Origin of the sequence: Allostreptomyces psammosilenae (assembly GCF_013407765.1) — a bacterium.
Taxonomy (GTDB): Bacteria; Actinomycetota; Actinomycetes; order Streptomycetales; family Streptomycetaceae; genus Allostreptomyces; species Allostreptomyces psammosilenae.
The window spans coordinates 365,381-383,636 of the sequence record NZ_JACBZD010000002.1; the positions used below are offsets into that span (position 1 = coordinate 365,381).

The following is an 18,256-nucleotide window of genomic DNA, read 5'->3' on the forward strand; positions in this document are numbered from 1 at the left end:
CAGCTGTCGCGGAGGTGAAGGAGGCCGTGGTGTCGGGAGCGGTGGTGGTCGGGGCGGGGCCGGGGATCGGCCGGTCGGTGGCCCGCAGGTTCGCCCGGGAGGGACTGCCGGTGGCGGTGGTGGCGCGCCGGAGCGAGACGGCCCGGGCCACGGCGGAGGCGGTCGCGCCGTTCGGCGTCCCGGTGGTGCCGCTGGTGGCGGACAGCACCGACGAGACGGCGCTGCGCGCGGCCCTGGACGCGGCCGCGGCGCGGATCGGCCCGCCGGACGTGGTGGTGTACAACGCGGCGATCATCCAGGCCGATGCCCCGGGCGAACTGCCGGCCCGCGCCCAGCTCGACGCGTGGGCGGTGAACGTGGTCGGCGCGCTCACCACGGCCGCGCACGTGGCTCCCGGCATGGCCGAGCGCGGCGGCGGCACGTTCGTCGTCACCGGCGGGATGCCGCAGCCGGATCCGCGCTACGTGAGCCTCTCCCTCGGCAAGGCCGGGGTGCGGGCGCTGGTGGCCCTGCTCGACGCGGAGTACGGGGCGTCGGGCGTGCACGTGGCCACCGTGACCGTGGACGGCCCCGTCGCCCCGGGCACCGCCTTCGATCCGGACGACATCGCCGAGCACTACTGGCGGCTGCACACCCAGCCGCCGGCCCGATGGGAACGGGAGGTCGTGCACACGGATCGGCGCGGGTAGTGGCGCCGGTGGCGCGCGGGCGGGAAAACCGCTTGCCGTCCCGCCCGCGCCACCGGTAGATCTTCGGATGACGGACCGCCGCCCGAGCGCGGGGGGCGGCCGGAAACCGGAGAGGAGGGACAAGGCGATGAGCTTCCACGCCACCACGCCGATGTCCTCCCGGGGCGCGCGACGCGGCTGACCCCGGAGCGGACAGGGCGCACCTTCCACGAAAGCGAACTGCCTTGACCGCGAAGCAGCAGCACCCCGAGCTGACGATCCGCCCGATCACCGGGCCCGCCGAGCTCGACCTGTTCAACCGGTTCCGGTACGAACTCAACGACGAACTGGCGGACGACCTCGACACCGGCCGTCGGCGCCCGGAATGGCTGTGGGTGGCCCTGCGCGGCGACCGCCTGGTCGCCCGGGCCGCCTGGTGGGGCCGCCGTGAGGACGCCGCGCCGCTCCTGATGGACGTCTTCGACCTCGACGACACCGCCGGGGACGGCACCGCCGCCGGGGACGACGCCACTGCGGCGACGGCCCTGCTGCGCACCGCGCTGGCCGCCGTCGTCCCGCCCGGGGGCGAAACGCCGGAGTACACCCGCTTCGTCCCACCCGACTGGCGCGAGCGGCCGGCCGCCCGCCGCATCGTCGAACGACGTACCGCCGTCCTGGAGAGCCTCGGCGCGCGCCTGTTCGTGGAGCGGCTGCGCCTGGAGTGGCGCCCGGGCACCGCCCTGCCGCCCCCGAGCGACCGCCTGACCTTCCGCCCGGTCCGCGACCGCGACGAGCTCGTCGCCCTGATGACCCTCGTCCTGGACGGCACCCTCGACGCGCACAGCCGCGCGGACCTCGCCCGCATGCCCCCCGCCGAGGTGGCGGCCCGCGGCCACGACAACGAACTGACCCGCTACGCCCAGCCCACCGACTGGTGGCGGATCGCCACCCTCCCGACCGGCGATCCCGTGGGCTTCGTCATCCCCGGTCACAACGGCTACAACCACATCATCGGCTACATCGGCGTCCTCCCCGCACACCGCGGCCACGGCTACGTCGACGACATCCTCGCCGAGGGCACCCGCCTCCTCGCCGCCCGGAACGCCCCCCGCGTCCGCGCCGCCACCGACCTGGCCAACACCCCCATGGCCGCCGCCTTCCGCCGCGCCGGCTACGTCGACTTCCAACGCGAACTCAACATGACCTGGCCTGACGGCCACTAGCCGGCGACCCCGGTGGTCAGCAACTCCAGCACCGCGTCGTGGTAGACGGCCTGGGCCAGCGGGATTGTGGAGACCCGGACTCGCTCGTCGGTGGCGTGCAGGCCGCGGTAGTCCGGGCCGAAGCCGGCGGTGGCGGGGATGCCCAGGCCCGCCAGGTAGTTGCCGATGTTGGAGGGGCCGGCGACCTTCGGGGCGACGGTGAGGCCGTGCCGTTCGGCGGCGTCGAGCAGCGCTCTGCGCAGTGGTGCCTCCTCCGGCAGCGCGTAGGGCGGCCAGTCGGTCTCCACGGTGACCGTGGTCGGGCGGGTGGTCGGCCAGGCGGCGTCGACGTCCCGCACCGCCCGCCCCAGCACGGTCGCCGCCGCCTGGCTCGTGAAGGTCGGCGTGGTGCGCACGTCGACGTTGACCAGGCACAGGTCCGGCGTGACGGAGTAGCCCTGGCCGGCGGAGACGCCGGTGATGGTGAGCTTCCCCGCGGGCCGGAAGGTGGGCGTGCCCCCGGGCAGCCGGAGCGCGTGCAGGGTGCGGACCACGTCCGCCGCCTTGACGATGGCGTTGGGTGTCACCGCGGAGCCGCCGGAGTGCGACGCCGTGCCGTGCACCGAGAGGCGGGCCCGGTACACCCCGCGCCCGCCGACGACCAGGTGGTCGATGCCCGGGTAGCCGATCATGACGCCGGCGGCGTCGTCGGGGGCGCCAGGGCCCTCGAAGTACCGCTTCGCTCCCCCGAAGTGCCCGGTGTGCTCGTCGACGTCGAACAGCAGGGTGAGCGTGCCGCGCAGCCGATGGGCCTGGCGTGCCATCCGCACGGCGATGTGGCAGAAGATCGCGGCGGTGGTCTTGGAGTCCGCCGCGCCACGCCCGTACAGCCATCCCTCCGCGAGGGCGGCCGACGTGGGTGGACGGCTCCAGGCGCTCTCGTCGCCGAAGGGCGCGGTGTCCAGGCAGGCGTCCAGCACCCACCGCGGCCCGGGGGCGGCGCCTGCGACCTCGCACACCAGGCCGACGCAGGCCCCGGCCCCGTCGTGCAGCGGTCGGGTGCGAAGGCCCCTGTGGTGGAGCCAGCCCGCGACGTGGTCCAGAACCGGTTGGTAGGGATCGATCCCACCGCGGCTCGGCAGGCGGACCAGTTCGCGGGCGAGGGCCAGCACGGACTCCTGGTCCTCCTCGGCGGATGCGCGCAGGGCGAGCCGCCTTCTGGCGGAGACGTCCTCGGGCATGGGTTCCAGGGCTCCTCAGACGCCGCTGGCGGGAGTGCGGCCGGCTCGCAGGACGGGTAGGGCATCGACGGCTGTGGTGCTCTCGATCCTACGGGCGGCGGCATAGCACTCGCGCACGTGTCCGATGAGCTGCTGCGCCGCCGTCGCGCCGAGGAGTACCGCGGAGTCGAAGGCGTCCGCGGACGTCAGGGACGGTATGGGCGTGACGGCGGCGTTCTCGCTGGCGCAGATGAACTTCTCGGGGGTGTCGGCCTCCTCCACGATGCCCATGTGGAGCGTCTTGAAGCCCTGGCTGCGGTCCTCCGGATCCCGCAGCTTCAGCAGTGTGAGCAGGTGGTCCCGTAGGAGGGGGTGGCGCGGGGGGCCGAACAGGACGCGGTAGTGGACCAGTTCCGGGCGGCCGCGCAGTGCCTCCTCGATGCCGGTGAGGTAGCGGCCGTCCCGCGAGCGGGAGCCGGTGACCACCAGGTACCGGCGGGCGTTGCACACGACGTCGAGCATCGCGTCGTGGAGGCGGTGGTGTCCGACCAGAACGAGGGCTGAGTCGTCGCCGGTCTCCGCCCGGATGGTCCGCCGCTCCGCCGGCCCCGGGACGTCCTGGTGCGCGAAGAGCGACTCCGCCGGCTGCTTGTAGAACTCCACCAGCATCCTGCGGTAGCGGACGCTGGTCTGCCGACGGCCGAGTTCCCACCCGGACAGCATGCTGGGTGTCACGCGGCAGAGTTCGCCGGGGAAACGCCGGTACAGCTCGTCGCATACCTGTTCGAGAGTGGCGGGTATGGCTTTTCGCGCCAGTCGTAGCGGGCTGTCGCTGTTCTGGCTCGGCGGTGTGCGGTGCTCCAACGCTGTCCCATTTCTGCAGGGCCGTCGCTGAGGTACCAGGAGAGGCGGAGGCGATCCCGTGTCCGCGTACCGTGCCCCATTCTCCTCGGGCCTGGCCTGCGGGCCGCTGCTTCGAGGGAAAGCGGCCGGTTATGCGCGGTCGGGACGCGCAACGCCCCTTCCCCGACGCCGAGTTGTCCATTGGTTGTCCACGTTTTGCCAGCCGCTGTCCGCCTCTTTCCCCATGGATTCGGTAGTCAGCGAATGCGCTGGTGAGACGGTCGCGGCCCGGCCACTCTGATGCCGTGGCCGATGCCGGCCATCGCGGCCTCGACGAGGAGGCCGCGACGTGTGTGGTCCACATGGAGGAGACGGTGTACCAGTGCCATCGGGCGCTGTTCGGCGACAGGTTGTGGGGCCAGCTGCTCCGGCTGGCCCCCGCACGACGACGTCCCTGTCGCACCGTGCTGCTGCGAGAAGGCGACGCAGCGACCCACGTCCTGGTGCTCGCCGGGGGATCCGTGGCCGTCAGCAGGCAGGGCGGCCCCGGAAGGGAGGCAACGCTGCTGGCCGTGCGCGGGCCGGGCGAACTGCTGGGCGAGCTGGCGGTCCTGGACGAGGGCAGGCGGACCGCCACCGTCGTGGCCGCGGAGGACTGCCAGGTCCACACCGTTCCCGCCGCCGACTTCCGCCGCTTCGTCGACCGGCACGACCTCCACAGGGCGCTGCTGCGCCAGATGGTCGGCCGGGTACGGGAGAACGACGAGATCCGCGCCGAGCTCGCGGCCGGCTCGATCCCCTACCGACTCGCCTCGGCACTGCTGCGCCTCTCCTTCCCCCCGGGCCACGACGGCCCGACGCCCGTGCGCGTCCGGCTCACCCAGGAGGAGCTGGCCCGGATGATCGGCGCCTGCCGCAACGCGGTCGGCGGTGCCCTGCGCCCCTGGCAGCGGCAGGGCTGGGTCCGTACGGCCACCGGTGGTGGCCTCCTCGTGGAGGACCCCGATGCGCTGCGCCGCGCGATGGCCTCGCTCTGAGAGCCGCGTCACGCACCGCGTGCCCACGGATGGGCAGCGCCCCGCCGCACCGGTCGGCACCATCGACATCCTCCTCGCACCGCCTGGTGCGCCTCACCGGAAGGACACAGCGTCATGGACGCGGACACCGTGCTCGACGACCGGGACGTCCCGGACTACCGGGCCCTCTTCGTCATCGACATGAAGGACTACAGCAAGGCCCGCTCGGTGGAGATGCCGAGCCTGCGCGAGGACTTCGACGCCCTGCTCGCCGCGGCGTTCGCGCGCAGTGGCCTGGCTCGGGAGTGGAGCGACCCCGAGTACTACAGCGACACCGGCGACGGCGTGATCCTCGGCCTGCCGATCCGCCGAATGGCGCGGCTGGTGGATCCGTTCGTGGAGAACCTCAACCGGCTCCTGGAGCGCTACGAGAAGCAGCGCCTCGCCTCCGCGCCGCCCATCCGCGCCCGGGTGAGCGTGCACGTGGGGCCGTTGCCGGAGGTGTACCGCGGTGCGCCGATCAACGAGGTGTGCCGCTTCGTGAACAGCGACGCCGCCCGCCGGGGCGTCGTCCGCGCCGCCGAGTACGGCTCCTTCACGGCCCTGCTGCTGTCCGACGAGGCGCACCGGGTGGTGGTGCGGGACGGCCGCACGGAGCGCCTGACCGAGAAGCACTTCCTGCGGGTGGAGGCGGAGGTGCCGGACAAGGGCTTCAGCGAGGTCGCCTGGCTGCACGTGCCGGGCGTGACCCCCAGCGTGCTGGCGGAGCCGGACGCCCCGCCGCCGTCGGACGCCTCGTCCGGACCGGCCGGTAGCCCGCCGCGGCCTCCGTCCACGCCCCGGGCCGGCGCGGCGCCGAAGTACCAGATCGGCTCGGTGGGCAACGTGGTGGAGCACATGGAGGGATCGCAGACCTCCTACCAGAGGTTCGGTGCCGAGTGAGTACCGCCACGCCTCCCGACCCGCGAACGCGGGACCCGCTGACCCGGCTCGAGGAATCAGAAGGCTCGATGGACACCGCGAACGACGCGCCCCGGCATGACCGGACGGTTCCCGATCCGGAGACGGTCGACGCCGCGAACGGCCTCCACCCGCCGGCGACCGACGCGTTGAGTGGTTTCGCGGACCCGTACGACGACGCATCCGAGCGCGTTGACCACTCCGGTAGCCGGAGGCGGCCCCCCGAAGTGATCCGGGAGGGCGCGCCGACGCTCCCCTACGCACCGATCGCGGCGCTGGCGGGCCTGCGGATCGAATCGGTCGGGCTGCTGGTCGACCAGCTGAACAACCTGAACTACACCGTCCACGCGCAGGAACTGCTGGAGAGCATCAGGATCGACCGCGCGAGCGTACGCGCGGACGCCTCCTACGTCGCGGATCCCTCCTGGGCCGGTCCGTGGACGGAGGCACGGCGGGCCCTTGAGCGCTCCCGTGTCCTCATCGTCGTCGCGCAGCGCAACTCGGGCGCCACCACCTTCTCGCTGCGCCTCCTGGCCGAGACCCTGGCGCCCCAGATCGACCTGTTCGTCTGCGAGGCGGGTTGGAGCTCACCGCAGACCGGACGTCTGCCCGTCGGCCCCGGCTGCGCCTACCAGATCGACCTGCAGACCCCCGAGCAGGACCGGCCCGGCGCGGCCTTCCTGGCCGGGCTGCGCGAGCACGCGGAGAAGCTGGCCAGGGCCGGGTCCTACCTGGTGCTCAACATCACCCCGGAGCTCTGGGCCGGCCGCGCCGGGCACCTGCCGGAGGGCGTCGAGGTCATGTGGCTGCGCTCCCATCCCGCCGCGCGGGCGGTCGTCGAGCGGCACCTGGTGGCACGCGGGCGGGCCGATCTGGTGGCGTACGTGCGTGACGAGGAGGTGGCGAAGGCGCTGGAGGGGCATGATCCCGTCCGTGCCGTCCGCTTCGTCGACGACCTGATCGCCGACTGGGAGCTCCACGCGGCCGCCGGGGCGGTGCCGGCCGGTGGCGAGGGACCCGTCCCGGGGTTCACGGAGCGGGCGCGCAAGCTCGTCACCGGGTGGGAGAAGGAGCTGACCGCGCGCTTCGGCACCAGGGACGTGGTCGAGGACGGGCACACCATACGGAGGCTCCCCTTCGAGGACAGGTGCCTGTCGGTGGCGCTGGCGCTGCGGCGTTCGGGCCGGGTCAGCGACATCGAGGAGGACGCCGAGAGCCTCGCCCGCATCATCCAGGATGACGGGGCGCGCACGGGGAGCGCGGCGGAGCCGGCCGGGGACCTGCGCCAGATCCTGTCGGCCGCCGGCATCCGGGGGCGGCTGACCGGCCTCGGCGCGAAGCTCGGGGCGCGCGATCTCGTCGCCTTCGAGGAACCCGGGTACGGAGACGAACTGCTGGACTTCGTGTGGACGGAGTACCACCGGATTCGACCCCGACTGCTCCGGTGGATGGTGCGCTGCCTGCCCAAGGGGGCGGGGATGGAGCACCCGATCGCCGGCGCGCTCTTCGGTCTCCTGGTGCACCACCAGGCCGCTGATCACCTCATCGACCTGCGGGACACGGCCGTCAGCGAGGGGCAGAGGCCGCTGCTGGTCTCCCTGATGGCTGCTGCCGCGCGGCACGAGCAACTGGGTCGCCGGGCGCGGGCCCTGCTTTACAGCTGGGCCACGGGAGCACAGGAGACGCGGAGCATCGTGGTGGCCGTGTGCCGCGAGCTGGTGAACGAGCAGCCTGGCCCGGCTCTCGTGCGGCTTCGCCGGGTAGCCGAAGGCGCGTCCGAGCAGGTCCGGGACGATGTGCGTGCCGCCTTCTCCAGCATCGCCTCCAACCCCCACCTGACGGCCTCGTTCGCCGTCGCGGTGAATCGCTGGTGGAAGTCGGATCCGGGCTCGACGGCGGCTCGGCTCGGCACCCTGGCGCTGATGGAGGTGGACCGGGACGGCGCTCCCTGGCTGCTGAGGACGTCGACGGACGAGCAGGATCTGCGGACCCAGCTGTCCGGCCTGTTCGGCGACTTGGAGAGCTACTCACACGTCGAGAACGCCTTCCTGCGGTGGTTCGACGTGTGTCGGGAGAACGAGGAACTGCTGTCGCGGCTCTTCCCACTCGCCCGAGAGGTGTTCGATCAGCGCACCACCTACCGGGCCGCCCTCCGGTTCCTCAACGGACTGGCCGGCATCCGGCTTTGGGACGGGACCAACGCCATGGAGCGGCTGTACGGGATGATCGTGAACGACCCCGGTGTCAGAGACGTCCTGCGCTCACACACGAACTGGCCGAGGCGTGATCCGGCGTAGTCGTCGGCGGCAGAAGGAGCCGCGGCGATGGGTGTGCGCCTTCCCGTCGCCGCGGGCCCTTCCCAGTGCCACACCGAACGTTTCGTTCCAGGCGGTCTTCGAGGCGTCCTGGTTCCGCGGGGTGGTGGAACACACCGGTACCGAGGCCGCCGTGGCGACCGAGCTGGTGCGTAGGAGTGCGGTGGTCACGCGGAACTGGCCCGCCGACGAGGTGGTCGGTGCGCAGGACGCCGTGAACGCCCTCCTCGGCTGTCCGGACGCCTGCCCGGGCCAGTACTACTTCGATCTCAGGGCACGGGCGAGTCTGCACCTGCGGTCGGAGGACGTCGCGATGCTGCGCCGCCAACGCGAGGACCGGATGCGACTGGAGCATCTGCACTTCGTCAGGCAGCAGTTGCACGATGCTCCGGAGCTGCTGCTGATCGACCACCTCCTGCGGAAGCCCACCGAAGCGGCGTCGGTGGACGTCGCGCACTTCTGGCGGCTGCACCGCGCGATCAGGGACGGCACGCGGTGGTGGTATCCGCTGATGGAGGCCTTGGACGGACTGTCGTCGGGCGGTCCGGACGGGGCGGAGTGGGCGGTGAGGGTGCTGGTGGAGACCCTGAAGAGGGCCGCCCCCGAACTGGTCGACCAGCACGGCCTGCGGAAGCTCGCCGACCACCTGTCGAACTTCGAAGAGGAAGGAGCCGATCCGTAAGCCTGCCGAACCCGTAACGGTCCGGAGCTGGCGTGAAGGACGTACAACGCCGCCGGATTCCGTCATCCGCCTGATTCGACGGGGGCGGGGCACCAGGGTGGGGCGCGTGCGCACGGTCGCGGTGCGCACGGTCCGTCCGTCCAACCAGCCGGGGGAGCAGCCGCCCTCCCGGCGCCGGGAGGCGATCCACCCCGATGCGCACCACCCTCATCACCGACCACCCCGGCTGGGAGACGTCGTCCGACGGGACCTCCGTGCGCCTCATGGCCGCCGGCGAGTCCCTGTGGCTCGCCACGCACGACGAGGGGGCCCTGGACCTGGAGTGTGTGGCCGGCCCGGAGGACCGGAAGATCGACACCCACTTCACCGTGGCGGCAGCGCTGCCGCCTCGCGCGCCGGCCGAGCTGATGGCCGGTCTGGCTCCGCTGGGCAGCGTGTTGCGGGTCCCGAATCCGTCCCTGTGGGACGCCGTCACCACCGCGATCCTGCGGCAGGTGGTGCGCGCCGCGCAGGCACGCGCGCTCTACCGCCGCTGGTGTGCCGCCCATGGGCGCAGACCGGCCGGCCGGGGCGGCGGGCCGGCCGCGGCTCCCCGGCCCGAGGTGGTGGCGGCGCTCGCCGACGAGGAGTTCGCGGCGGTCGGTGCGGCCTTCCACCGCACCGCCCTGCGGGCCGCCGCGGCGGCGCACCTGGAACGGGCCGCCACCTGGCGTCGGATGACCGCGCCGGAACTGGCCCTGGCCCTCCAGGACATCCCGCGCGTCGGTCCGTGGACCGCGGCCGCCGCGGCGGCCGACTACACCGGGGACTTCTCCGTCTACCCGCACCACGACCTGGCCGTCCGCACCTGGGCCCGCCGGATCGCCCCGCACCTGGACTGGCCCGACTCCGACCGGGCGTTCGCCGCCACCTGGCGTTCCTGGACGGACGACGACCGGCAACTGCACGCACTGACCCTCTTCACTCTCGCCTGGGGGAACCATGCGCCCACACAGCGCCGGCACCACGGAGGCGCGCCCGTACCCGACTGAGCTCATCGCCGGCCACGACCCCCGGCACCCGCTCGACGCCGTCTTCGTCAACGCGCCGCTGCGCGACTACGACGCGCGCCCGCGGGTCAACGACTACACCCTGCCGGTCCTCGGCATGGCCTACATCGCCACGTACGCGGCCCGCGCCGGCTTCAACGTCGGCGTGCTGGACGCGGAGGCGCACGGGCTCGGCATCCGACGGACGGCCGACGTCATCAACGCCGCCCGCCCGCGCTGGGCCGGTTTCAACCTGCTCGCCCCCACCTACGAGGTCTCCGCACGGATCGCCGCGGCCCTGGACCCGTCCGTCCTCGTCATGGCAGGTGGTCACCACGCCAAGGCCATGCCGGATCGGGTACTCGCCGACCCGCGGTTCGCCCGGACGCACGCCCTGGTGATCGGGGAAGGGGAGACCCGCGTGGCGGCGCTGCTGGCCGACGCCGACCGCCGGGCCGAGTTACCCGGGGTGATGTGGCGGGACCGATCGCTGGGCACGACCGCCGCCGGCGTCTCCCACGGCGCCGCACGCGGACGCTGGCTCGCCCCCGACATCGACGCCCTGCCGCAGGTGGACCGGGCCTTCCTCCCGCAGGATCCCTACCGTGCCGCCGACGGCCGGATCGAGGCCAACATCGTCGGTTCCCGGGGCTGCCCCTACGACTGCGGGTTCTGCGGGGCCGCCGTCTCCGCCAACCCCGACGTCGGCATCCGCACCCGGAGCCCTCGCGGCATCCTGTCCGAACTGGACGCCCTGCACGCCTCCCACGGTGTGACGGCGTTCCGGTTCGTCGACGACCTCTTCCTCGGCGCGGCCCGCGTCATCCGGCCCGCCATGGAGGCGTTCACCGCCGAGCGGGTCGGCGAGCGCTACGTCTGGGACGCCACCGGTCGGATCAACGTGCTGGCCCGGGCGGACGACGCCCTGCTGGACACCCTCGCCGCCAACGGCCTGCGCGAGGTCGCCCTCGGCATCGAGTCCGGCAGCGACCGGGTGCTGGCCGAGATGGACAAGCGCATCACGGCCGAGATGACCACCGGCGTCGTGCGGCGCCTGCTCCAGCGCGGGATCGACGTCAAGGGCTACTTCATCCTCGGCTACCCGGGCGAGCGCCGCGACGACCTGGCCGCCACCGTCGGCCACGTCCACCGCCTGTGGGAACTGGCCGACCACCTTCCGGGCCACTTCCGCGCCTCGGTCTTCGAGTTCCGCCCCTACCCGGGCTCGCCCGTCTGGGACCGGCTGGTCCGCGCCGGCCACGACCCCGACCGGATGCTGGCCTACGCGGACGTGGACCTCACCCACCAGGGCGCGGACGAGGCCATGCGCGGGCGGGACGAGTTCAACTTCTCCGTCGGCATCCAGTTCGCCGAGACCCCGGTGACGGAACTGCGCGCCCACCTCGCCGCGCTCACCCGCGAGCAGCACGCCCGCTCCCACGGCACGGGCGGACGGGCGGCATGAGGCCGCGCGGCCTGTTCGTCACGGTGGACGGCCCGGGAGGCGTCGGCAAGTCCACCGCCGCGACGGCGCTCGCCGACCACCTCCGCGCTCTCGGCCATCCCGCCCACGCCACCGCGGAACCCTCCACCGGCGCCATCGGCCGGCTGACCCGCGACCTCGCCGACGGGCTGCGCGGCCACGCCCTGGCCTGCCTGGTGGCCGCGGACCGCTACGACCACCTCGCCCGGGAGATCCGCCCCGTGCGGGCCGCCGGCACCACCGTGGTCTGCGACCGCTACCTCGCCTCCACGCTGGTGCTGCAACGCCTGGACGGCGTTCCGGTCGAGTACCTGCTGGCACTCAACGCCGCCGTGGACCGGCCCGACCTCGCCGTCATCCTCACCGCCGACCCGGCGGAGATCGGCCGCCGTCTCACCGCCCGGGGCGCGCACCACCGCTTCGAACGAGACCCCGCGAGCACCGCGAGGGAGGTGGAGTTCTACCATGACGCCGCTGAAACGCTCCGACGACACGACGTCCCGGTCGAGGTCATCGACGTGAGCGTCCTCACACCATCGGGTGTAGTGGCCGCGATCGCCCGCGCCGTGCTGGCGCTACGCCGTTAGCGTCGTCGCGAGCTTCCGACCACCGACGTGAGGCGAGCGCATGCCCGACCTTCCCCCTGTCCTGGACACGCACGTGCTGCTGCGCCGCGGGGGGGAGGTCCTCCTCTCCCAGCGCGGCAGCGCCTACGGCTACGGCCGGTGGCACCTGCCGAGCGGCAAGCTGGAGCCCGGCGAGGCACTGCCGGAGGGGGCGGCCCGGGAGCTGGCGGAGGAGACCGGCGTGGTCGTCGACCCGGACGACCTGACGCTCGCCCACGTCGTGCACCACCACCAGGGCGGAGGCGCGGCCGACCGCATCGGCTTCTTCTTCCAGGCCACCAGGTGGAGCGGTGAGCCGGTCAACCGGGAGCCGGACAAGTGCCTCGCCCTGCGCTGGTTCCCGGCCGACGCCCTCCCGGAAGAGCTGATCCCCTATCCGGCGGTGGGGCTGACCGCCGTCCTGAAAGCGTCACCCGGCCTGACGACGCACGGGTGGTAGCGTCCGGCCACCTGACAATGGGTCACGCAGGTGTGACTCTCGTAAAGTCACACCAGCCCCACGGGGATCCCACTACTCTTGGCGCTCCCGTCCGGGAGCGGGCGGGGTCTTCGCGGAGGCGATGTGACCGACCCCGAATCACCTCTGACGCTGCTCACCTTCACCGAGCTGTGCCAGGCCGTGGAGCGAAGCCTGCATCGGGCCACCGGGCCGAGGAAACGGCGGGCCTGGGCCAAGCTGCGTGACCTGGCCGAGGAGATGCGCGCCCAGGCTGACGCCACGGACGAGCTGTTCACGGCGCCGGAGCCGTGGAGGTTGCTGCACGTGTCGGTGACCGGTTACCAGGGGGCGGCCGTCAAGGCCGGCTTCCGGGTCAACCCGGCCCCGGGCATCACCGTCGTGCACGGCCCCAACGGCTCGGGGAAGTCGACCATCGCCGGCGGCATCAGGACGGCGCTGGCCGGGACGACACGGTGGTGGACCTCGCGCGAGCGGATCAGCGGGAGATCGGGCCGGCAGTACCTGTGGGAGCCGCTGCACCGAGCGGTCGGGGCTCCGGACAGCAGCACCGAGGTACACCTCGGCCGTGGAGCGGAACGGCTGGTGATCAGCGCGGTCCTGGACGCGGACGGGGAGGTCGTGGAGCACACCTGCCACTGGACCACGGCGGACGGCACCTCCCGCGAGGTGAACCTGGTGCAGACGTCCTGGCGCCATGCCCTGGAGGCGCACCCCCCGGTGTTCTCCTACGCCGACGTCGAGCGGCGTGTCCAGCAGAGCGGCGACCTGCGCGAGTACATCGAGAACCTGCTCGCCCTCGGTGGCTGCTTCGAGATGCTGAACGATCGGGTGGCACGGGAGCGGCAGGCGTCGGCCGAGGCCCACAAGCGACTGGAGCAGGCCAGGAAGGCCGCCCTGGAGAGGCTGCGAGAGATCGACGAGAAGTGGACCGAGGGCCGGTCGGATGAGCACCTCACCGAGATCACCTGGCCGGATCCCGTCGAGGACATCGAAGCGTGGCTGGAGGAGAACGGCCTCACCGAGTACGGCGGCACCGTCCCGGAGGTCGTGCCGCGGCACCTGGAGGTGATCGACGCCGCGGTGGAGGGCGTCCGGGCCGCGCTGTGCGGCATCGACGAGCGGGCCACCAGCGAGCGGCTGGCTCTGGCCCGGCCGCTGGCCGAACTGCACGCCCACGCCCACGCCCTGTCGGAGGTCGGCTCTACGTGTCCGCTGTGCGACACCGACGTGGAGGACTGGCGGGAACGCCTCGGGACGGTGGTGGGCGGTCTGGTCGAGGTCGATCCCGCGCACGAGGCCCTACGGCGTGCCGTCACCCGACTGGTCGACGCGTTGGGCAGCGAGTTCGAGGACGTCGTGGGGGTGCTGGCGTCCTTCGAGGGGCAGACCACCGTCCCCGTCGACCACCTGCGGGAGACCCGGGCCGCCGCGGAGCTCTTCCTTCGCTTCGTCGAGAACCACGGTCGGCGCGACTCCCCGACGTTCCGCCGGCTCCTCACCCTTCTGCACGGCAGCCTGTCCACCGACACCTGGCGGATGGCCGGAAAGGAGGCGGTCAGCCTGAGCGAGCACGCCCGACAGTGGCGGCGTGAGCGTCGGCAGGCGGTTGACGGCTTCGTCCGCGTGTGGCGGGCCGACGCGGTCACCGCGCGCGACCACGAGCTGTGGGGAGACACACGGGACTGTGTGACGCACCTGGCGGGGCAGCTGCGCGACGCGCGCACGGAGTCCCTGACTCCTGTGTTCGGTGAACACGTGCGGTCCATGCTGAGCGACGCCCGCATCAGCCTGGACGGTCTGCGGCTGACGTCCCTCAGGGCCGAGGCCGCGATGAGTGGAGCGAGCGGCAGCATGCAGCTGAACATGCTGAGTGCCGGCCAGCGGAACGCCTTCCTGCTGGCACCGCTGCTGTCCACGCTGGACGCCGGACCCTTTGGCTTCCTCATCCTGGACGACCCGGTGCACGCCTTCGACGAGATCCGGATCGATCGCCTCTCCCAAGCGCTGGCGCGGGTCAGCCGGACGCGGCGGGTCGTGGTGTTCACCCACGACGAGCGTCTCAAGGAACACCTGATGGCCCGGGCGTCGAACTTCGAGTCCTGGGCGATCACCCGGGAGCCCAGCACCGGCCTGATATCGCTGGATCCCACGCACAGCCTGTGGGCGCTGCTGCTGGACGACGCCTCGCACATCTGCCGCCTGTCCACCAACCATCCGTACGGGTGCACGCTGACCGTCACCCAGACCGTGCGCGGGCTGTGCCGTCAGGCCCTGGACAACGCGCTTCGCCAGTGCCTGGTCATCGACGCCGTCGCTTCGAGCCGGGACATCGACGCGGACCTGGCCGCCATCGATGGCCGCAACACCACCCAGCAGCGCCTGGACACCATGAAGACCCTACTGAGCGAGTCGGCGGTGCGGCGGCTCAGCGCGGCCGAGCACATGGTCCACGCTCACCTGGCGGGGTGGAACCGTGCCTCGCACGGCCGGCGGGGAGAGGCCGGCAAGGAGCAGTTGGCGGCGGAGATCGCGGCGGCTCGCGAGGCATGCGCCCTACTGGTCGCGCCGGCGGACGACTGACATGGGCGGCTCCACGGAGTCCCGGGTCCAGGTGCTCGACATCCGGGTGCGGATCGAGCGCCTGGCGGTGCGGGCGTTCACCTTGGCCTGTGAGCCGCCCGGGTACGTGCGCAGCGAACCGGTCGCCGACCGGCTGGCCTTCGTGCTGGCGGCAGTGCCGCCGGACCGGTGGGAGGATGCGGTGGGAACGGTGCGCTTGGTGCGGCACGTGTACCGCAAGGCGTCGGATATCCTGCACGGCCGCTCGAACATGATGAACGTCCCGGACACGATCATCGAAGAGTGGCGTGCGGCGGTGGAGGAACTGGAGCGGCTGCTGCCGGAATGATGATTCCGGAGCCACCCGGAGTACCGATTGAGGTCCCTTTGACGGAGCGCGGCTCCGGAAGTCCCACGGTGGAGGTCGCGGCAACGTCCAGGGAACGCAGTGCTCGGGAGACGTCCACTCCGAACACCGTTGTGGCGACAGGAGCGGGCGTATGCCGCATGGCGTGCAGGACGTCCGCGAAGGGTTGGAGTCCCAAGGACTCCTCGACCCTGCGGGCCTCCCGCTCGTTTCCCTCCGCCCGCAGGAACACCCAGTCGCGCAGCATGGACTTGCATCGGGCGTAGGCCGCTTCCCGACCACGCTGTAACACCCACCGGTTGAGTCCGAAGACGTCGATGGTCGCCGCGCCCTTGCCGCTCCTCGGGAAGTACTCGCCCGTCATGAACGAGAGACGAAGGTGGTCGTGGGGTTCCTCCGCGGTCGGATCGATCAAGAGCGACGCGCCGGCGTCGTCCCGAGGGAACCGCTCCCGCTTCTCGTTGCTGTTGCAGTGCGCGCAGGCGAGGAGGAGGTTGTCCCAGAGGAAAGTCCGGGCGGGCGCCAGGGCGATTGGCACGAAGTGATCGATGTCCGTTCCCTGGCTGTCGCCGCAGTACATGCACCGTGCCAGGCCGGCGGACATCCCTTGCAGCAGCGCTTTGACCTGTTTCCTGACGGCCGAGGCGCGCTGCCAGGATCGCCGCGCGGCCTCCGCGGTCGCGTCCTCGGCGGATAACCGCGCGGTCCTGCGTGCCAACTTTTCGGCTAACGGACCCTCCAGGCGCGGGCGGCGCAGAGGGATCACCCATGTCCACCGATCAATGGGGCCTCCGAAGGCGTGCGGACACCTCGTCCACGCGTGCGCTCATCGAGCTGCTGAGGATTCGGCTGAGTTGTTGGTAGTGAACGATCTCCTCCGCGGTCGCCTCACCGGTCAGAACCCGGCCTTCCAGCTCGCCGACCTCCCGCCGCAGGGCTTCGGCGGTGGGTGAGTACGGACTGTCGAGCCCGAAGAGCTCGGAGAGCGCGGCGTCGTCCCCGCTGCCGTACACGACGCGGTGGTACAGGTCCTCGTCGACGATCCGGGGCGGAGCGTCCTCGCCCGGCCCGGGGAGGCGGATCAGCCCGCCCGGGTCCGCCGCCTGACAGATGTACGGGCTGTGGGTGGTCACGATGAACTGCACCAGCGGGAAGTGCGTCTTCAGCCAGACACCGATCCGCTGTTGCCAGCTCATGTGCAGATGCGCGTCTATCTCGTCCACCAGAACCACGCCGGGCAGGTCGATGGTGGGAACGCCGTTCCGCACCTTCAACTCAAGTTTGCCGTATGTGCGTTCCATATTACGGACGAGGTCGACGATGACGGCGGTGACTGTGCGGAATCCGTCGCTCATTTCGCTGAGCGCGAACTTCCTGTCATCCCGGGTGACCCACAGACCCTCGGAGTTGACGTCGTTGACGCGGTAGCCGTCCGGGAGGAGTCCGTCGGACAGGAGTGCGAACACGGTGTCGAGCAGTTCTTTGGCGCCGGGCCGCTCTTCCAGGCGCCGTAGGTGCTGCGAGATGAGCCAGTTCACGCTCTCGGCGAGGGAGGCGCCTTCGTGGAAGAGGGTGATGAGCTGGACGGTATCGGCTGTTCCCTCCTCGGCGATACGCTGCGATCCAAGCGTTCCGTTGGAGAGCCGGCGGAAGGGGCCATATCCCGCGCAGAACCAGTTGTCCGGTTTGTCTTGCCACAACGAATCTCCCGCGGGCCCTTCCCAGTCCTCTTTCTGCGCGGGGGTGAGGTGCTTCTTGTTCTTCCACGTGATGACGAACTGCTGCCCCCTGCGTTTACGGGAGTTGGGGACCTTCTCCAGTGAGGGAAGCGAGAATCCGACCGAGGCATGGATGGAATGGTCCGGGGATTTGCCCGGGGAGAAGTAGCGGCGAGCCTCCTGCTGGTCCAGGAGTACGTCGACCTCCACCGTTCCCCTGGTCTTCTCCTCCGTTCGCCACTTCCACAGCGCGGGCTCCAGCGCGGCGGCGGTGTCCGGACCGGCGAGGGCCAGCGCGAGCGACTTCAGCAGGGTGGTCTTGCCAGAGCCGTTTCTTCCGGCCAGGACCGTCCAGCCGGCATGTGTCCCGTCGGGGCGGGTGAGGGTCAGGTCGACGTTCCTGTCGCCATGGAACCCCCTGATCTCGCGGATCCTCAGTCTGGAGACGTACATGCAAGCTCCGCTCTCGGTGCAGTGGTCCTGCCGTACCGATCTGCCCGAATGGTGTGGCTTCTGCGTTGATCTTGCTTCTCGCCCGTTCTGTGCGTTATGTCCGAACGTGGATGATTTTCGGAGGGTCGCATCCGCGGATCGACATTCTCGCGCACTTCGGGACATTTCGTTCTGAGGCGGTATGAGTCGATTAGTTCTGCCGCCTCTCCTGGAGATGGTTATCCATCGATCGGTCTATGCACCCGAGGGTTATATTTTCATGCGTCGACACGGAAGATCATCTTCTTCCCTCTCTGGCACCGCGTGATCACAGCCTGTGGTATCCGCTCTCATGTTCCCCCCAATGGCTCGCGCCCTGCTTCCGCGTATTGACCCTCAGTGATCGCGAAGTGCGTGGTTTCTGGGGCATACGGCGTGCCGGGAACCGCGCCTTCGGGTGAAATATCGCCGGTCCCGAAAGACGATCGAGTCGGGCTCGCAACCGGCCACCGCCGAGCCGGCCTGGGCCGGGATCCCGACAGCTCGGCGCAGGTTCGTGGCCGACGGTGGCAGGCTGCCCTTCCGTGTAGAAGGTTGTACCCGGAACACGGTGATCGCGGCCTGCCAGTGGTCCGCGCGCGGTACGGCGGACCTCCGTCGGGGAGCCGGACGGGGAA

The 18,256-nt window shown here is 71.5% G+C and carries 16 protein-coding genes; 12 read left to right on the forward strand and 4 right to left on the reverse strand.

Features of this window, described 5'->3' with window-relative positions; translation table 11 throughout:
- Window positions 1-29: 29 nt before the first annotated feature.
- Together FHU37_RS23850 and FHU37_RS23855 are read left to right on the forward strand one after the other, a co-directional pair.
- Window positions 30-689 (forward strand): SDR family NAD(P)-dependent oxidoreductase, encoded by a 660-nt coding sequence (locus FHU37_RS23850; protein WP_312892823.1) that lies wholly within the window; start codon window positions 30-32, stop codon window positions 687-689.
- Window positions 690-913: 224 nt separating this feature from the next.
- Window positions 914-1,891 (forward strand): GNAT family N-acetyltransferase, encoded by a 978-nt coding sequence (locus FHU37_RS23855; protein ID WP_246451264.1) that lies wholly within the window; start codon window positions 914-916, stop codon window positions 1,889-1,891.
- On the opposite strand, the gene FHU37_RS23860 is transcribed toward FHU37_RS23855, so the two are convergent.
- Together FHU37_RS23860 and FHU37_RS27570 are read right to left on the reverse strand one after the other, a co-directional pair.
- The gene (locus FHU37_RS23860) at window positions 1,888-3,111 is read right to left on the reverse strand and encodes a M20 family metallopeptidase (protein WP_179816730.1); all 1,224 of its coding nucleotides are present in this window, start codon (window positions 3,109-3,111) and stop codon (window positions 1,888-1,890) included. The genes FHU37_RS23855 and FHU37_RS23860 overlap by 4 nt on opposite strands.
- A gap of 15 nt (window positions 3,112-3,126) precedes the next feature.
- The gene (locus tag FHU37_RS27570) at window positions 3,127-3,825 is read right to left on the reverse strand and encodes an XRE family transcriptional regulator (protein WP_312892824.1); all 699 of its coding nucleotides are present in this window, start codon (window positions 3,823-3,825) and stop codon (window positions 3,127-3,129) included.
- A 413-nt stretch (window positions 3,826-4,238) separates the two neighbouring features.
- Here FHU37_RS27570 and FHU37_RS23870 point away from each other — a divergent pair, with 413 nt between their 5' ends.
- From FHU37_RS23870 to FHU37_RS23915, 10 genes are all read left to right on the forward strand, one after another.
- Window positions 4,239-4,970, forward strand: a complete 732-nt coding sequence (locus FHU37_RS23870) for a Crp/Fnr family transcriptional regulator (protein ID WP_312892825.1) — start codon at window positions 4,239-4,241, stop codon at window positions 4,968-4,970.
- Between the two features lie 114 nt (window positions 4,971-5,084).
- On the forward strand, window positions 5,085-5,891 hold the full coding sequence (locus FHU37_RS23875) for a hypothetical protein (protein WP_179816731.1): 807 nt from the start codon (window positions 5,085-5,087) through the stop codon (window positions 5,889-5,891).
- A gap of 68 nt (window positions 5,892-5,959) precedes the next feature.
- Window positions 5,960-8,206, forward strand: coding sequence for a hypothetical protein (locus tag FHU37_RS23880; RefSeq protein ID WP_179816732.1), 2,247 nt, complete (start codon window positions 5,960-5,962; stop codon window positions 8,204-8,206).
- A gap of 124 nt (window positions 8,207-8,330) precedes the next feature.
- Entirely contained in the window at window positions 8,331-8,906 is a 576-nt protein-coding gene (locus FHU37_RS23885; RefSeq protein ID WP_179816733.1) for a hypothetical protein, read from the forward strand.
- Between the two features lie 194 nt (window positions 8,907-9,100).
- Window positions 9,101-9,937 carry a DNA glycosylase family protein gene (locus tag FHU37_RS23890; protein ID WP_179816734.1) on the forward strand — a complete coding sequence of 279 codons (837 nt, stop codon included), beginning with the start codon at window positions 9,101-9,103 and terminating at the stop codon, window positions 9,935-9,937.
- Window positions 9,888-11,399 (forward strand): B12-binding domain-containing radical SAM protein, encoded by a 1,512-nt coding sequence (locus FHU37_RS23895; protein ID WP_179816735.1) that lies wholly within the window; start codon window positions 9,888-9,890, stop codon window positions 11,397-11,399. The genes FHU37_RS23890 and FHU37_RS23895 overlap by 50 nt, the downstream gene beginning before the upstream one ends.
- Window positions 11,396-12,004 (forward strand): dTMP kinase, encoded by a 609-nt coding sequence (gene tmk, locus FHU37_RS23900; protein ID WP_179816736.1) that lies wholly within the window; start codon window positions 11,396-11,398, stop codon window positions 12,002-12,004. Before FHU37_RS23895 ends, tmk begins: the two co-directional genes overlap by 4 nt.
- Before the next feature lie 40 nt (window positions 12,005-12,044).
- Window positions 12,045-12,482, forward strand: coding sequence for an NUDIX hydrolase (locus FHU37_RS23905; RefSeq protein WP_179816737.1), 438 nt, complete (start codon window positions 12,045-12,047; stop codon window positions 12,480-12,482).
- Window positions 12,483-12,605: 123 nt separating this feature from the next.
- Window positions 12,606-15,083: an AAA family ATPase gene (locus FHU37_RS23910; RefSeq protein ID WP_179816738.1), complete on the forward strand. Its 2,478-nt coding sequence runs from the start codon at window positions 12,606-12,608 to the stop codon at window positions 15,081-15,083.
- 31 nt (window positions 15,084-15,114) lie between these two features.
- On the forward strand, window positions 15,115-15,411 hold the full coding sequence (locus FHU37_RS23915) for a hypothetical protein (RefSeq protein WP_179816739.1): 297 nt from the start codon (window positions 15,115-15,117) through the stop codon (window positions 15,409-15,411).
- Here the strand turns inward: FHU37_RS23915 and FHU37_RS23920 are convergent.
- Window positions 15,356-16,195: an HNH endonuclease gene (locus FHU37_RS23920; protein WP_312892826.1), complete on the reverse strand. Its 840-nt coding sequence runs from the start codon at window positions 16,193-16,195 to the stop codon at window positions 15,356-15,358. The genes FHU37_RS23915 and FHU37_RS23920 overlap by 56 nt on opposite strands.
- A gap of 13 nt (window positions 16,196-16,208) precedes the next feature.
- Complete coding sequence (locus FHU37_RS23925; protein ID WP_179816740.1) at window positions 16,209-17,600, reverse strand: AAA family ATPase; 1,392 nt, start codon at window positions 17,598-17,600, stop codon at window positions 16,209-16,211.
- Between the last annotated feature and the right edge of the window lie 656 nt (window positions 17,601-18,256).

What these genes read in the sequence shown, in the direction of transcription:
- FHU37_RS23860 (WP_179816730.1), bottom strand. Translation starts at nt 3,111, where the DNA reads ATGCCCGAGGACGTCTCCGCCAGAAGGCGGCTCGCCCTGCGCGCATCC.
- FHU37_RS23875 (WP_179816731.1), top strand. Translation starts at nt 5,085, where the DNA reads ATGGACGCGGACACCGTGCTCGACGACCGGGACGTCCCGGACTACCGG.
- FHU37_RS23880 (WP_179816732.1), top strand. Translation starts at nt 5,960, where the DNA reads ATGGACACCGCGAACGACGCGCCCCGGCATGACCGGACGGTTCCCGAT.
- FHU37_RS23890 (WP_179816734.1), top strand. Translation starts at nt 9,101, where the DNA reads ATGCGCACCACCCTCATCACCGACCACCCCGGCTGGGAGACGTCGTCC.
- FHU37_RS23895 (WP_179816735.1), top strand. Translation starts at nt 9,888, where the DNA reads ATGCGCCCACACAGCGCCGGCACCACGGAGGCGCGCCCGTACCCGACT.
- tmk (WP_179816736.1), top strand. Translation starts at nt 11,396, where the DNA reads ATGAGGCCGCGCGGCCTGTTCGTCACGGTGGACGGCCCGGGAGGCGTC.
- FHU37_RS23905 (WP_179816737.1), top strand. Translation starts at nt 12,045, where the DNA reads ATGCCCGACCTTCCCCCTGTCCTGGACACGCACGTGCTGCTGCGCCGC.
- FHU37_RS23925 (WP_179816740.1), bottom strand. Translation starts at nt 17,600, where the DNA reads ATGTACGTCTCCAGACTGAGGATCCGCGAGATCAGGGGGTTCCATGGC.